Origin of the sequence: Epilithonimonas caeni DSM 17710 (assembly GCF_000426465.1) — a bacterium.
Lineage (GTDB): Bacteria > Bacteroidota > Bacteroidia > Flavobacteriales > Weeksellaceae > Epilithonimonas > Epilithonimonas caeni.
In genome coordinates this window covers 222,543-237,310 of sequence record NZ_AUFK01000018.1, presented here as the reverse complement: position 1 = coordinate 237,310, position 14,768 = coordinate 222,543, and the positions used below count along the sequence as shown (strand labels likewise).

Annotated in this window: 14 protein-coding genes; 8 read left to right on the top strand and 6 right to left on the bottom strand. The window is 39.1% G+C overall.

The window, feature by feature from the left end; genetic code table 11:
* Positions 1-2 precede the first annotated feature (2 nt).
* Together K319_RS0112850 and K319_RS0112845 are read right to left on the bottom strand one after the other, a co-directional pair.
* Positions 3-785 carry an SDR family oxidoreductase gene (locus K319_RS0112850; protein WP_027383967.1) on the bottom strand — a complete coding sequence of 261 codons (783 nt, stop codon included), beginning with the start codon at positions 783-785 and terminating at the stop codon, positions 3-5.
* 20 nt (positions 786-805) lie between these two features.
* A complete protein-coding gene (locus K319_RS0112845; protein WP_027383966.1) occupies positions 806-3,205 on the bottom strand; it encodes a TonB-dependent receptor in 2,400 nt (799 codons plus the stop codon).
* Positions 3,206-3,600: 395 nt separating this feature from the next.
* On the opposite strand from K319_RS0112845, the gene K319_RS0112835 reads away from it, so the two are divergent.
* The 3 genes from K319_RS0112835 (at position 3,601) to K319_RS0112825 (ending at position 5,782) form a co-directional block, all read left to right on the top strand.
* Complete coding sequence (locus K319_RS0112835; protein ID WP_027383965.1) at positions 3,601-3,954, top strand: nuclear transport factor 2 family protein; 354 nt, start codon at positions 3,601-3,603, stop codon at positions 3,952-3,954.
* A gap of 321 nt (positions 3,955-4,275) precedes the next feature.
* Complete coding sequence (locus K319_RS0112830) at positions 4,276-4,845, top strand: Crp/Fnr family transcriptional regulator (RefSeq protein ID WP_027383964.1); 570 nt, start codon at positions 4,276-4,278, stop codon at positions 4,843-4,845.
* A 76-nt stretch (positions 4,846-4,921) separates the two neighbouring features.
* Complete coding sequence (locus tag K319_RS0112825) at positions 4,922-5,782, top strand: SDR family oxidoreductase (protein WP_027383963.1); 861 nt, start codon at positions 4,922-4,924, stop codon at positions 5,780-5,782.
* Between the two features lie 382 nt (positions 5,783-6,164).
* On the opposite strand, the gene K319_RS0112820 is transcribed toward K319_RS0112825, so the two are convergent.
* Positions 6,165-6,989 carry an SDR family oxidoreductase gene (locus K319_RS0112820; protein ID WP_034671738.1) on the bottom strand — a complete coding sequence of 275 codons (825 nt, stop codon included), beginning with the start codon at positions 6,987-6,989 and terminating at the stop codon, positions 6,165-6,167.
* 68 nt (positions 6,990-7,057) lie between these two features.
* Positions 7,058-7,972 carry a helix-turn-helix domain-containing protein gene (locus K319_RS0112815; RefSeq protein WP_027383961.1) on the bottom strand — a complete coding sequence of 305 codons (915 nt, stop codon included), beginning with the start codon at positions 7,970-7,972 and terminating at the stop codon, positions 7,058-7,060.
* Positions 7,973-8,142: 170 nt separating this feature from the next.
* Between K319_RS0112815 and K319_RS0112810 the strand changes: the two genes are divergently transcribed.
* The 3 genes from K319_RS0112810 (at position 8,143) to K319_RS0112800 (ending at position 10,353) form a co-directional block, all read left to right on the top strand.
* On the top strand, positions 8,143-9,177 hold the full coding sequence (locus tag K319_RS0112810) for an SDR family oxidoreductase (RefSeq protein WP_027383960.1): 1,035 nt from the start codon (positions 8,143-8,145) through the stop codon (positions 9,175-9,177).
* 127 nt (positions 9,178-9,304) lie between these two features.
* Positions 9,305-9,553: a hypothetical protein gene (locus K319_RS0112805; protein ID WP_156907100.1), complete on the top strand. Its 249-nt coding sequence runs from the start codon at positions 9,305-9,307 to the stop codon at positions 9,551-9,553.
* 20 nt (positions 9,554-9,573) lie between these two features.
* Positions 9,574-10,353: a helix-turn-helix domain-containing protein gene (locus tag K319_RS0112800; RefSeq protein ID WP_034671735.1), complete on the top strand. Its 780-nt coding sequence runs from the start codon at positions 9,574-9,576 to the stop codon at positions 10,351-10,353.
* A 405-nt stretch (positions 10,354-10,758) separates the two neighbouring features.
* Here the strand turns inward: K319_RS0112800 and K319_RS0112790 are convergent, their stop codons facing one another.
* Entirely contained in the window at positions 10,759-11,136 is a 378-nt protein-coding gene (locus K319_RS0112790) for a hypothetical protein (RefSeq protein ID WP_027383956.1), read from the bottom strand.
* 3 nt (positions 11,137-11,139) lie between these two features.
* Positions 11,140-12,312, bottom strand: coding sequence for an FAD-dependent monooxygenase (locus K319_RS0112785; RefSeq protein ID WP_027383955.1), 1,173 nt, complete (start codon positions 12,310-12,312; stop codon positions 11,140-11,142).
* Between the two features lie 88 nt (positions 12,313-12,400).
* Between K319_RS0112785 and K319_RS21125 the strand changes: the two genes are divergently transcribed.
* The gene (locus K319_RS21125) at positions 12,401-13,375 is read left to right on the top strand and encodes a helix-turn-helix domain-containing protein (protein ID WP_051230664.1); all 975 of its coding nucleotides are present in this window, start codon (positions 12,401-12,403) and stop codon (positions 13,373-13,375) included.
* A 524-nt stretch (positions 13,376-13,899) separates the two neighbouring features.
* Entirely contained in the window at positions 13,900-14,745 is an 846-nt protein-coding gene (locus K319_RS0112775; RefSeq protein ID WP_027383954.1) for a universal stress protein, read from the top strand.
* Positions 14,746-14,768 lie beyond the last annotated feature (23 nt).

The following is a 14,768-nucleotide window of genomic DNA, read 5'->3' as shown; positions in this document are numbered from 1 at the left end:
GGCTATTTCTTATTTTTTAATTGTTTAAGTTTTTTAAATTCTCCGTGCCCGAAGCTGATGAGGGAATTCGGGATTAGCCTGCTAAGTACTTTTATAACCCGTGCAAGACCTGGTGTTATCTCCTGCCTATCTTTCAAAATTCCGTTGATGACATCGCTTACCATTTTATCGGCTTCCATCATTCTTTCTTCCGGTGGTGGTAGTTCCCAACCTTTTTGGAGATTGGTTTTAACACCCGGCGGCAAAACCTCCATTACCTTTACATTGGTATTTTCCAATTGCAGGCGGAGCGCTTTTGTGTACGCATGGGCGCCTGCTTTTGATGCACTGTAAATAGGCGTAATGCTGTACGGAAGAAATGCAATGCTGGATGTAACATTGATGATGGCTGCCGATTTCTGAGTCAACAGATGGGGCAGAAACCGATGGTTCATTTGTATAATTCCCGTAAGATTGGTAGCTATTTCACGATTGATGTCTTCCAGGTTCAATGAGCTGTCCTGCAAATCTATCTGCCGCATGATTCCGGCGTTGTTGATAAGGATGCTCAACTCAGGGAATTGTTTTGTAACATCTTTGTACAAAGCTTCGATGTCTTGTGCCTTGCTCACATCGCTTTGGAAAGTGTGTACATCCGGAAACTGGTGTTTTATTTTGTATAATGCTTCAGGGTTACGCCCCGTAACGATGATATTGGCTCCTTGTCCGGTCAATTGTTTCACAAACTCCAGGCCGATTCCACTTGTTCCGCCTGTAATAAGGACAGTACGATTTTTTAATTTCATTATTCTTAATTTTTCTGTTCCTATAATTCTACCCTCACGCCAAATGTTGGGAAAACACCCAACCCTATATTGGAAATCCTGCCTGTTTCAGGAATGAACAATTCGGAGTTTACATTGAACCTGTTGGATATATTTACCATATCTACAAAGGCAGAAAAAGTTCCCCATTTTCTTTGTACGTTGTAATCTACCCTGATATCCAGACTGAAAAAATCAGGTAATCTTTCGCCGTTTACTTCGGTTATTTCCTGGGAATAGCGAAGCATATTGGGATCGTTCAATACATCGGAGTGAATGATATACTTATCGGTAGGACGGCCTGTACTGTAACGGAATTTACTTGAAAAAATCCATTTATCATTGGGTTTGTAACTTCCCATCAAGCTAACAGTATGCGGTATGTTGAAGATATAATTGTATTCGCCCATACCATCATTATCGTCTCTCTTGCTTTGCATATACGAGTAGCTGATGGAACCATAATAATTTTTTGAGAGCCTTTTTGTCAAGCTGAAATCGGCACCATATGCATATCCATCTCCATCATTTGTAAGGTAACTTTGTGCCCTGTTTGGTTGTACTACCACGTCGCTAAACTGTTTATGCCAAGCTTCTGCAACAAATTTCAAATCATTTGAAAACTGCATCTTATATCCAAGGATGGATTGGATTGAACGTTCATTTTTAAGCTTGTTGAAAGCAGACTGCCCGGCAATATCGGAATAGGCGGCATCCTGATAATAAATACCTGTGGCAAAATTGATGCTTTGTTTATCATTCAGCAAAACACTTCCGCTTAATCTTGGCGATATGGTATGCTGTTCAGAAAATCCGGTATAATCGTAACGTACTCCAGGATTAAGAGTCAACCTGTCCGTAACCTTCCAAGATAAATTAACATATCCCGACCCGTTAAAAGCAGAATCATCAAAAGCAGAATTAAACATTGACGGGTCCAGAACCTGATAATATCTTGTAGGATCACTGGCAATTTCTCTAGAGCGGAAAGAGTAAAGCGTATCGATACGGCTTAGCGTCCTTGCATAGTCAAGTTTGATCATCATTGCATCTACTCCTGCAGTAAGCGTTACTTTGTTGAAACGTTTTGTATAAATAGAACGGTAGCCGATCTCCTGCTGGTTATTTTTGATCTTTCTTAAACTATTTTCATATCCTCCATATACAGGATTTAGTATAACACCGTCTGCGTCAAAAGAAGGATTGAAGCGTCCAAAATTATTATCAACAGTAGATGAACGGAAGTACAGTACATTTTTGATATAACTTTTAGAATTGATCAATGTTCTCAGATTAAGGCCCACCAAAGTTTTACTGTCTCTATGATCCCATAGTATATTACGTCCGCTGTTGTCATCATTTAAATTGACTCCGGCTTCTACGTCATCAATGGTTCTGCTGGTATTTTCAGGATTGTACATGGCAATCACCGAAAGTTTGTTTTTGTCATTGAGTTGTGTGGTAGTTTTTATAATATAATCACCAAATGCTACTGTAGCAGGGTTTTCACCGATAAGATTGATAAGCATACCAAAATTTTGGTATCGGGCAGAAGTAAAAATGCTCGTTTTTTTGGATATAGGACCATCTGCGATCAACGTTCCTCCCAATAAATCGAGCTGACCGCTCAAACTCCAGGATTCTTTATTCCCTTCTTTGACGCCAAGTCCTAGATAAGATGAGGATCTCCTACCATTTGTAACATCAAAGCCACCGTTCTGAAATTGTACATTATCAATGATCCTTGGCGCAAAGATGCTGAACCTGCCACCATTTGGGTCATTAAAACCCGAATTAAAACCTTCTGCCTCCAGATGCGACAGATTGAACATCGGAATATCATCTACCATATAGACATTATCCTGAGTTCCCTGTCCTCTTGCTGCAATGGCTGAAAACTGGGAACCACCGCTTACAACGCCAGGCAAACTGGACAAAGCCCGCATAATATCGCCTTGAGCGCCCGGACTCCTGAAAATCTCTTCTCTGGAATAGGAATAAGAGGAAACCGGCGTCATAGGATTGTTTTCTCCTCTAAATGACCTGATCGTAACACCTTCCAATGTTGTTGATTTTTCAAGTAATTCTATTTCTGAGTAATAGGTCTTATTGGAAGAAATAATAATATCCGTAATATTTTTGGTCTGAAATCCGTCTGATGAAATCGTGACAGAATAGGTACCTGCAGGTATGTTGTTAATAGTAAAAATTCCTGTAGAATCCGTAGCACTTATTAACTGGGTGCCGTCAATTGTTACAGTAACGTCAGTAATTGATTGTTTGGTAGACTGCTCTATAATTTTCCCTTTCAAACTTCCTGTTGACTGGGCAAAAGTGATTCCGCTAACCAAGCATAAAACTAAAGTAATGAAGAAGTTGTTTACACTGTTTTTTAAATCCATAATTATTTTATTTTTTGATAAAACAAAATTGCAATGGTTTTAAAAAATACATGTAGCCTAAACGGCTTTTCTTGTAGTCTAAAGTTAGGCAACTAAATATTTCGATGTACCAAGTATATCATATAAAATAGTTAAGTATATGATCACCCATTTAAAACAACTTCTTTCCAACCGACACGCCTAGATGGATATTGCGTATCCAAATCATTGATTGTATCACCAGCTCTTAAGATTTGTTCCTTTTCATTAAAAAACTCTTGCCACATGTTCAAGTTTCTTCAGAAGACGAAGAGGTAAAATATCGAGATTTTTTTGTTTTAGGTCAAATGATCTATATTTGTTTAGAACATGCAATGCGAATGCAGCGGCAGAAAATGATCATTTAAATAATAGAAATGAGAAATACAACGATTCTACATGAGGCCAATGAATTTGTATCAAAAGGCGATTATGAAAGTTTTTTAGCTTATTGTACATCCGACACACGATGGGTATTTGTTGGTGGACGTATCTTAAATGGGAAAGAAGAGGTCCGAGCTTACATGAAAGAGTTCTACATCGAACCACCTGTCTTCAATGTTGAAAAGGCGATCGAAGACAGTGATCTTGTTATGGTGACGGGGGAGATTCGATTAAAAAATAAGGCGGGAAGCTATGATGATTTTGATTACTGTGATATCTGGAAATTCGAAGATGGGAAGATATCGGAGCTCAAAGCATTTGTTATTGAGAAAAAGCATTTACCGTAGTGATCTATTAGACAAAAAAGCTGCTCACTTGTCAGTATATGTCTTTCTGCTTGATTCCTATAAATGTGTCGCCGTATCGGATCTCATCAGATGTATGATGAGGATGATTAACAGTTTATATTGAATTGCAGTTATTGACAACCCATTTGATATTAGTCGTACAATCAAGTGTAAGGTTATAATTGCCTTTTACAACTAAAAGGTAAATTAGTTAAAATTATAGTTCCTGAAAAACTAACGGACCTTTGTCTTTTTGTTAGGCTCCGTTATTTTTTACCATATGATAAATGAGTGTTTTGAGCTCTGTATTATCTTTACATGATGAAAGCAATGATAAATTTTATCCTGCAATTTGGAGACCTGAACAAACGGCAGACCGAGTTTTTGCTGAGTAAGGTGGAAACCCTCGAATTCAAAAAAGGCGACTACCTCTCAGAAGCCGGGAAGGTGCCCCGTTATGTTGCGTTCGTTTTGGAAGGTGTTTTCCGCTTTTGTTATTATAACAATAAGGGTGAAGAGGTTACCAACTATTTTGTGGACGAAGGCAATTTTGTAGTTGATAATGAAAAATTTGAATCGCAGATCGTTGCATCGGAATATGTACAGGCGGTTACCGACTGCAAAGTGCTCGCTTTTAACAAAAAGGATTGGGACGAAATATCTGATACCATTGTTGGCTGGGAAATGATGAAGGCGAAGATGGTAAAAAAATGTCTTACGTTGGCTATGGAGCGGCGCAGCCCGTTGGTTTCAGAAGATGCGACCACACGTTATCTGTCGTTCATTGAGGCTTTTCCCAACCTTATCAACCGCATTCCGCTCTCATATGTCGCTTCGTATTTGGGCGTTACCCAACAATCGTTAAGCCGTATACGCCGCAATATCCGTTAACTTCACTTTTTACCATTTGGTAAATGTTTTTTTACTTTCATTTCCAATATTTGCATAGTCATTAAATAATAAAAAGATGAGCAAAAAGATCGTATTAATAACCGGAACAAATAGTGGTTTTGGCTGGCTTACCGCCCATAGTGTAGCCGCTTTAGGACACAAAGTGTACGCTACCATGCGTGATACTCAGGGCCGTAATGCTGATAAAGCAGCTGCCCTTGAGGCCTTAGACAACGTAACTGTTTTAGATGTTACCCTGACAGATGACGACAGCGTGAAACAAGCTGTTGACACCATTTTAGACAAAGAAGGCACTATTGATGTGCTGGTAAATAACGCAGGTTACGGTATGACCGGTGTAGCCGAGAGCTTTACCACGGCCGATGTACACACCACCTTTGATATCAACGTTTATGCCCCTTGGCGACTGATGAAACAAGTGCTGCCCGCCATGCGCAAACAATCCGAAGGACTGATCATTAACGTAACCAGCGGCTTTGGGCGGGTGTCATTTCCGTTCGCTACTATTTATGCAGCTTCAAAGTTTGCACTGGAGGGAATAAGTGAGGGCTTGCATTACGAGGTAAAGCGCTTAGGCATTGATGTAGCCATTGTGGAGCCGGGTGCTTTCCCTACGGAAATGCAGCAAAAGAACAACCCTGCATCTGATCAGGGGGTATTTGAAGGGTATGCTGCCATTGCCGATATCCCTAACAAAATGGTAGCCGCATTAGGTGGAGAGATGCAGGATAAAAAGCCTGATCCACAGGATGTTGCTGATGCCATTGTAAAACTTATTGATACTCCAAAAGGAAGCAGACCGTTACGCACCGTGGTTGACCCTATCACTGGTCAATATATTGAGTCTGCTAACCAAGCGGTAGCCGAACAATTTGCCAAAGGATTGACGGTGTTCGGAATGGGAGAGTTATTGTAAGCAGGAACAGATTTTAATAAACGGCAGTTGGGTGGCTACTGCCGTTTTGCTACTGTAGATAAGTATTCAGAAAATAGTGGTAGCGTTCCACATTTATTAAATAATATTGTTGCAATTACGCCATTAACTCGGCCTAAAAATGGAATCAATAAAGGAATTGTTGTAACATACAGTAAAATTCGTGAACAATTCAATGATTATCAGGAATCGATACCACTATGTCAACGACGGTTCTTGGTGAAACAGAATTATCATTTTAACCAAGTTTGGAAGCTTGGCTGTTGGTGCAAACAAGACCTTAAAATGATCAATAAAACATCAGGCCTCGATCTGATTTTTATTGATCATTTTTTTTTTAATTTTTTTAAATCCTTTTATAGCACTACTTTATTTCACTTGCCAATGCGATCTCTTTTTGTGCATCAAGAGCCTCTAATCTGGAAACTAAAGAAGTCCTTATATCTCGGTAAGCATCACCTCCAAGGGTTAGCCGCAATGATGACCTATCTGCCTCAATGTGATCTATAATGGCTTGAACACTGATATCAACGTTGTTATTAATAGGGAATGTGTTGGATTCAATAGCCCTTCTCACATCCCCGGCAGGCGTTTTATCGTAATCCTCAATGATCGGAGCTGTTTGCAGGTTAGATCCGAAAGAAGTGGAATGTGCACCCGGCTCTACAATTGTAACATCGATATTGAATGGCGAAAGTTCCTGTGCGATAGTTTCACAAAATCCTTCAACGGCCCATTTGGTTAAGTGATAGTAGCTAAAATTGGGATATGTAGTTTGACCTCCTGCCGAGGAAAGCTGTAAGATCTTTCCGTGGCCTTGTGCTCTTAGATGTGGCAATGCCGCTCTGATCACTTGAACCGAGCCTATAATATTCGTTTGGATTTGATGATTGATCTGTTCATCAGTAGCCTCTTCAACCGAGCAGAATAGTCCGTATCCGGCATTATTGACAATAACATCAATAGTCCCTGCATCTTTAAATGCCTTATCTACAACATTTTTTATCTGATCGGTATTCGTCACATCGAGTATGGAAACCGATAAAGTATCGGGATACTTTGTTATTAAATCCACTAGTGCATTTTGATTGCGTACGGTAGCAATGACCTTGTCACCCTTCGCCAGCAGCTTTTCAGTTAGAACTTTACCCAGTCCGGTCGAAGTACCTGTTATAAACCAAGTTTTCATATGTATTGAATTAAAATTTACAATACAAATTTAGAATCTCATCCCAAGGATTACAGACCTATTTCAAACTAAAACCGACCATTATCAATCAATGAACGGAACAACGTTGGCGTTTGCCCGGTGAGCGTTCGAAAGGTTCTTGTAAAATGGGTGGGCTCCTCAAATCCAAGACTTAGGCTTATCTCCGAGATGCTCAAATTGGAGTGTGCCAACAAAGCTCTCGCTTCCTGAATGATCCTTTCATTGATCAATTGTGTTGTCGTTTTTCCAGTGACTTCTTTTATTGCCCTATTAAGAGAATTGGTATGTACGGCCAATTTGTCGGAAAATTGTCTTGGGCTGCGTAATGTCATGATATTATTAGGATAAACGATCGGAAACTGACTGGCCAATAATCTTTTAAAGGATTCCACCAATTGCGAAGCTGCGGATTGGCCTCGGTTGTGGATATTGGGTTGTAATTTTAGTGCAGCATGGATACACTCTAAGACATACAGGAATAATAGGTCATACTTATTAATATAGCTGGAAGACTGTTCTTCAAACATTTTTTCAAAAATCACTTTAAATTGTATAAGTTCCTTTTCATTCAATTTGAATACAGACTGTCCTTCATTCCTAAATACGATCAGATCTGCAGGACGTAAAAAAGTATGTAATGGCAGAAAGTCTTCAGTAAACATGCAGGCATAGCCGTTACAGGCTCCATCGTGCACTTCCCAGCGGTAAGGGACCTCACAATTCGTAAATACCAATGACCACTCATCTTTTTTATTTTTATATTCCATCCCTTGGTAGAAATACGATGCATCACCGGTGATCAGTGATATTTTATAAAAATCCTTCCTGCTGTATTTGCTAGTCGCATCAAGGCTTTCTTTAGAAAATTCTCCTAAATGGGCAACTGTAAAGTATCCTCCTGAAGGATCTTTCACCTCCGCAATTTGCGGAGCATAAACATCAATGGAATGTGTATCGATCATATAACAAAAATGGCGATAATACTTTAGTGTACAAAATATATTATTGCCTACTTCTTTTAAGATCCAGTAGATATATGGACTTTTGAATAAAGTGAAATAGGACCTTTAGATAAATCGACTTCCTGGAGTATTTCAGAAATTTGCACTATGATTTAATATAAACATAAAAAATGACAAATAAAGAAACTGTACTGGTAACAGGCGGAAGCGGGTTTTTAGGCATGCGGATCATTGTCCAGTTACTTCAGAAAGGATATAATGTGCGTACCACGGTAAGAAGTTTGAAAAGTATTGAAAGAATAGGCAATGCTTTAAAATCAAATAGAATTCCTTCTGAAAATCTATCTTTTTTCGAAGCGGAACTCACCAACGATGCTAATTGGGAAGATGCGATGAAAGGATCCAAGTACGTATTAAGTGTTGCGTCACCAGTCTTTTTTGATAGACCAAAAGATGAGGAAGAAGCCTTGCATCCTGCCAGGGAGGGTGTTTTGCGTATTTTAAGGTTCGCTAGGAAAGCAGATGTGAAAAGAGTCGTGATGACCTCTAACTTTGGTGCGGTAGGTTTTACCCAGACCGACAAAAGACGGGCAACTACAGAGGAGGATTGGACAAATACCGGCAATACGGCGGTATCTGTTTACGAAAGGTCCAAAACTTTGGCAGAGATGGCAGCGTGGGAATTTATCAAGAGCGAGGGCGGAGATCTTGAGTTTACGACAATAAATCCCGTTGCAATCTTAGGTCCGTCATTGGATGAACACGTTTCCGGCAGTTTCCATTTGCTCCAAGATCTTATAAATGGTAGCATGAAAGCGGTACCCAATATTTCGCTAAACATCGTGGACGTCAGAGATGTTGCTGACCTGCACATTCGGGCAATGGAAATTAATGAGGCCAACGGGCATCGTTTTATTGCCACATCCGACGGGCAAATTTCTTTGCCAGAGATTGCACAGCTCATAAAAACCAAACGCCCAGAAATTGCAAGAAAGATCACTTCCAGAAAATTACCAGACTTTATTTTGCAGATTGCGGCCCTTTTTAACGAAAAGGCAAAAGAAGGTGTTCTGCTTAGCAAAATGAACCGGAATGTCAGCAATCGAAAGGCAAAAACAATATTACACTGGGAACCTGTTGCATCGAAAGAAGACAGCATCCTGGCAGCGGTGGATACCTTGATAAAGTATAATTTGATAAAATAATAAACAAATGACAGAACAAACGCTTACAATAAGGATAATCAGTGGAATGCTGCTTTTGCTCACCACTTATTTCGGCATAAGTCATGGCTCGCGGGTATTCCAGGAGCCATCCCAACAATATATGGAAATGATGAACTCTTTAGGGATAACCAATACATTAAGGATCCTGATCGGGATTTTATCGATAAGCTTTGCCATACTGATACTTTTTCAAAGTACATTTTTTATTGGTAATACGCTAAGAGCAGTGATGTTGATAGTGATGGCGGCTCTGGCATTGAGATCTGGAAACTACAAATTTGCATTGGTTGAGATCCCATTTATTATTATGCCTCTTATTTTAATATATTTAGGACACCCTTTTAAAAATGTATAATTTGAATAGAAATAATTGAAATGGTAAAAGGTGGTATAGCAACAGATATTTTAAAAGAACAGTTTATTCCTGACCATATTTTTATTTACGTGGTAAAAGGGTCATTGAGGATTTTTGATGGTAACAAGCGTTATATATTTAAATGGGGTGATGCTTTTCTCCTGCGTAAAAATACCCTGGTCAAATTCGAACTCTTGGAAGATATTTTTGAGCCTGTTGCTTTTTGCTTTGAAGAATCATTTTTGAAAGAATTCCAACAAAAGCATTCACTTATTTACGACCCAAATTCTGGGATAGTGGATGCGCTTATAGAAATTAAGACAAATACAATAATAAACAGTTTTATGGAATCTATAAAGCCTTACCACAAAGGATTTATGGAATTACAGAAGGGTTTTGAAGATTTGAAATACAACGAATTGCTACTCATCCTGTTGCTGGAGCGACCCGACCTTTCAGATATCTTGTTTGACTTTGCTGCCCCTGCAAAAATAGATTTAATGGCGTTTATGAATAAAAACTATAAGTTTAACATAGGCATTCTGGATTTTGCAAAATTGACGGGAAGAAGCTTGTCGTCGTTCAAGCGTGATTTTAAAAATCTATTTAATGCTACACCGGGCCGATGGCTCACAAAGAAAAGACTGGAAGAAGCGTATTTCCTTATAAATACAAAACATCAAAAACCGGTAGATATTTATCTTGATCTGGGCTTTGAAAGTTTGTCACATTTTTCAGTTGCTTTTAAAAAGGAATTCAATTTAACACCAACAAAACTCATCAATGAAATAAGAGGTTAGTGTTTGATTTCTTAACAAAAACATATACAGTTTTTACAAAAATTTGCTAATTTATCAAACGAACTTTTCCAAAGGCGTAAAAATGATCCGGATAAAAATATTATCTTTCCATAGATACCAGGCTAATACTGCACTGATGCAGATAATTAATGTTTATGAACCAAAGGGTTTAATTTTAGGCAACTGTATTTTCCATCTACCAATTTTTTTAGTGCAACGGGATTGTTTAAAAAAAATATTTCTAATACCATCATATTTTGTTCAACTAGGCACGGGTAATTTTGGTATGCATTAATGTACTTTATCATACAAAATTATTTTACTTACCGGATGCCTACTATCTTATTGGATCCTGATATACCATAAGATCCCCAGATCTTGAGAGAATGCCGACAAGTGCATTCACTAAAATGCTTGTTTGACCTTACTTCCGATCAGAACAAAAGGGATAATTCCCATTAGCAATAATGCCCAGAACCATAACGGATGAATGGTAATGATCCATAACCATATCACAACCATGACAATGCTGATTCCGGTAATGTACAGCTGTCTATTTTCACCGCCACACAAAGATGTCGTAACACCTCCTGCAACACAGCTAATGTAGACGCAGGCTAATTTGATGACAAGTTGAATAACATCGTAAGAGGTCCAATTCACATCCTCGAACAGTTGCAAAGAATTTGGAAATAACACACCCTGCAATTTGGCAAATATGGAACTTAAAAGCCCAATGGTTCCAAATCCAATGATAGGCGAAAGTACTTTTTTGAAGCTCATCTCTTAATTGATCTTAAAATTCAACTGCTCTTCAGTAAGTACGATGGGATCGGTCATTATTCCTTTCAGTTCGATGTCGGATGCAGACCTGAAAGAGTCGACAAACCGGTCAAGCTTCTGCGCATCAACAGGGATGAACGAAGAGGCATTGTTTCTGGCATTGCCCTGGAATTTACGGATGATGGGCTGCATCAATATATTATAATTGCTGCAGGCGGATGCCAGATCATCGGGCGTTTTGCTGATAAAATGTGATAATGCCTTTGCTCCGTAAATAGAAAGTGATGCTCCCATCCCGGACAGGGCGGTGGGGCAGTATCCTGCGTCACCCAGCAGAACAAGGTTCCCATTGACCAGATCAGGAGCCTCTACCATTCCCATCTTATCGACGAACATTAGGCCTTCCTCTGCAAAACGGGCGAGAAGATCCCTTGTCTCGCTGCTGTAATCACTGAAAGAGCTTTGTAATAGTTCTGCCGACCTCTGCTTTATCGTTGCAATATCACCCGTATGATGGATGTAACACTGGATTGCGATTTCGTTGTTTGCAATGGGATAGATAGAGAGCATTTTATTTACATCAATATAGACCTTAAAGGAGCCTACAGGATACGGATGTTCCGTCTGCAATCTTCCACCCATGTACAACGTATTGAAGTCTTCCATGTGTGGATTGGTAAAATAGCGTTCCCGTGTTGAAGAACGCAAGCCTTCAGATATAATTACAAGATCTGCTTCCATCCGAGATCCATCAGAAAGTGTCACCTCGGTTTTATTATCCGTCGTAGCGATCTCGGAGATCGTTGTGTCGAAAAGAATGTTTACATGGCCTTTTAGATTTTCATATAAGACATGGTGAAGTCCGCCACGGGATATCAACACCGAACGTTCAATATTCTGATTCATTTTTTCATAGCTGATGCGTTGGATGACCTGCTCATCTTTTTCTAAAAAACTCACAAACTCAGATGGGGAAGAGGCTGCTTGGAGTTCTTCTATCAAGCCGAGTTCTTCCATGATCCGGACACCGAAACTCTTCACGGAAATTAGAAAACCTACCCTCGTAAAAGATAAAGCCCTGTCGATCACCGTAACATGATGACCTTGCGCTGATAGCAATTTTGCGGCCGTCAATCCCGCAATTCCGCCACCGGATATTAAAATGTTCTTTTTCATTTCTAAAATTTTTTAAATGCTTATTGCAAAATTAGTTTTACATTTAAGTATAAAATAGTCCTGTTCGTAATAAAAATAGTCCATAAAAATGAATCTATCTGAAAACAAGAAACAGATGCTTGATCTGGCAGAGAAATTGGGAATGCCTGCATCCGACTTCAGTGATTCCCTGGACCTTTTGCGGCTTAATGAGGTCCACATTGTCGATATGCTTCCGGAAATGCTGGTGATGGCCCGTTCCGTCATTGCGGAAGAAACATTTACATACACACGAAAACCTATCGATGCTGTTAAAGGAGGTCTGCTTATTTCTTTCCAGAACATTTCCGGCCATTCTTCAGATAATAATGAGAATCAAGATCACGAAAAATCACGTCAAGTACGGCCTCATGTCCGGATAAGTCCTCTCCACCTGGAAAGTGAAGTGGTATTTCCTAAAGGATCTGCTATCAGCCAGATCACGATACTGGTCGAAATCGATTTTCTCAAAAGTTTTATCGGAAAAGACCAGAAGACATTCGGTTATCTTTTCAATGATGAAAAAACTTTATTGATAGAAGAATTTATGTCGCCTGGCATGGCCGACCTTGTTAATGAGATCGCCGGGACTCCTGAGATGGGTATCCTTTCGGAAGCTTATTACAAATTGAAAGCATTGGAGCTGCTGTACCTGCTCTTCAAAAATCTATCTAAAAGACAGCATGTCAAATATCAAAGTCTCCGTAGTGATGAGATAGAAGCAGTTTACCGTGTCAGGGACGCGGTTTCATCTTCTCTCGAACGACCGTTGACACAGGATGAGCTAATGAGGGTCAGTGGAATGAACGTGCTCAAACTCAGAAAGCTCTTTACGCAGATCTTTGGAAAGGGCATCTATGAGTATGGCCAATACCTGAGGATGCAGGAGGCAGCGAGACTGATGAGGGAGAAGAATCTTTCGGTCTCTGAAACCGGATATCAGCTAGGCTTTACCAATCTGAGTTATTTCGGTAGGTTGTTTGAGCAGCATTTTGGTATAAAACCTAAGAAATGGAGCGTGCAGGAACGTTTTAATAGAAAATAGACCAAGTGCCTATAATCTTATGACCTTTTTTCCATTTTAGCAGATCTATAAATTGAATTTAATATTTAGACACTCTTCCCAATTATATGATCTGGTAATTTTTTATTCTAAAATAACAATTTGCAAATTTTATTTCTAAATAATAAATAGATCAGAAACTGCCCAAACATAATATACTTTGAATGTATAGTAAAATATTTTGTAGGTGCTGTTGATAGTTTAAAGTTATGAGTAATAAATTTTGCAAGTAACCGTCCCACAATTGAGGCGGCTTTTTAGGAAATATTTAAATATCTCCAGGATTTACATCTGACCTGCATGTAATATCATTTCAAAAGCTAAAAGCGATATATTGACCCTTATCTCTGTAAAATAAAAATCTAAATAAAATAGTTTGAATTTAAACTAATTAACGTATCTTTGTTAAATTAAAATATGGTCATTTGCCATCATATAAGCATAATCATCATGCAGAATTTCGCTGACATCTGACTTCTGAACGCAGGAAAAAAATTTGAGCGATTATGAAAACCATACTGATACCGGTTGACTCAACTGCAACAAACGAAAATGCCGTTTTATTTGCTGCACAATGGGCTGAAAAATATGGCTATGATCATATCATTCTGATGAAAACATATGATTCTGTATTTGACTACATCAACATTTCGGAAGGTTACGCACTGGTGAACGAAGAAACGGTCAACAGGATCCGTGAAAACAACGAAGCATTGCTGGATCACCTGGAACACTTAATAAAAAAAACAGGTTTTATCACTAAGGTATCAAAAGTTACAAGTGCTCTTACCATATTGCGCAGCATCAATAATTATCTCAAAGCCGACAACACCATTGAGCTGCTTGTCCTGGGAACTGAAAATCGGGCAGGTAGCACCAGCAGCATTGTTTCAGAAGATATTATCAGTATTGCAAGGACAAGCCGGGTTAAGACATTGATCGTTCCCGAAGGAGAACATTATAAAGAGGTGTCTAATGTTCTTATCCCGTGTGATATCAGCCGGGCGGATCACCTGGAAAGATTGTCAGATTATAGGTCTTTTCTAAAAAACAGGAACCATCATCTAATGCTGCTTTATATCGATACCAAAGGTGAAAAGGATACCAGGGATCATAATAAGGAGATTTGGGAAGATTACGTGAATGACTATTTGAAAAATATACCTTACAGCATCCATTATTCTTTCGGTAAAGAAATCGTACGAGGAATATTAGCTTTTGCAGCGTCTCATGATACAGACCTTATTATTGCCTTGCCCGGAGAACACAGTTTTCTCTATCATATGGCCAATCGCAGTATTTCGGAGGCGATCTATCAGAATGTCAGCCGTCCTGTGCTGATATTAAAATAGCCTTCAGTAATATATTCAAAACA

Bases quoted from the DNA above. Each gene is read 5' to 3' on its own strand.
- K319_RS0112775 (WP_027383954.1), top strand. From the start codon at position 13,900: ATGAAAACCATACTGATACCGGTTGACTCAACTGCAACAAACGAAAAT.
- K319_RS0112820 (WP_034671738.1), bottom strand. From the start codon at position 6,989: ATGAAAACTTGGTTTATAACAGGTACTTCGACCGGACTGGGTAAAGTT.
- K319_RS0112845 (WP_027383966.1), bottom strand. From the start codon at position 3,205: ATGGATTTAAAAAACAGTGTAAACAACTTCTTCATTACTTTAGTTTTA.
- K319_RS0112830 (WP_027383964.1), top strand. From the start codon at position 4,276: ATGAAAGCAATGATAAATTTTATCCTGCAATTTGGAGACCTGAACAAA.
- K319_RS0112850 (WP_027383967.1), bottom strand. From the start codon at position 785: ATGAAATTAAAAAATCGTACTGTCCTTATTACAGGCGGAACAAGTGGA.
- K319_RS21125 (WP_051230664.1), top strand. From the start codon at position 12,401: ATGAATCTATCTGAAAACAAGAAACAGATGCTTGATCTGGCAGAGAAA.
- K319_RS0112785 (WP_027383955.1), bottom strand. From the start codon at position 12,312: ATGAAAAAGAACATTTTAATATCCGGTGGCGGAATTGCGGGATTGACG.
- K319_RS0112790 (WP_027383956.1), bottom strand. From the start codon at position 11,136: ATGAGCTTCAAAAAAGTACTTTCGCCTATCATTGGATTTGGAACCATT.
- K319_RS0112835 (WP_027383965.1), top strand. From the start codon at position 3,601: ATGAGAAATACAACGATTCTACATGAGGCCAATGAATTTGTATCAAAA.
- K319_RS0112825 (WP_027383963.1), top strand. From the start codon at position 4,922: ATGAGCAAAAAGATCGTATTAATAACCGGAACAAATAGTGGTTTTGGC.
- K319_RS0112800 (WP_034671735.1), top strand. From the start codon at position 9,574: ATGGTAAAAGGTGGTATAGCAACAGATATTTTAAAAGAACAGTTTATT.
- K319_RS0112815 (WP_027383961.1), bottom strand. From the start codon at position 7,972: ATGATCGATACACATTCCATTGATGTTTATGCTCCGCAAATTGCGGAG.
- K319_RS0112810 (WP_027383960.1), top strand. From the start codon at position 8,143: ATGACAAATAAAGAAACTGTACTGGTAACAGGCGGAAGCGGGTTTTTA.
- K319_RS0112805 (WP_156907100.1), top strand. From the start codon at position 9,305: ATGATGAACTCTTTAGGGATAACCAATACATTAAGGATCCTGATCGGG.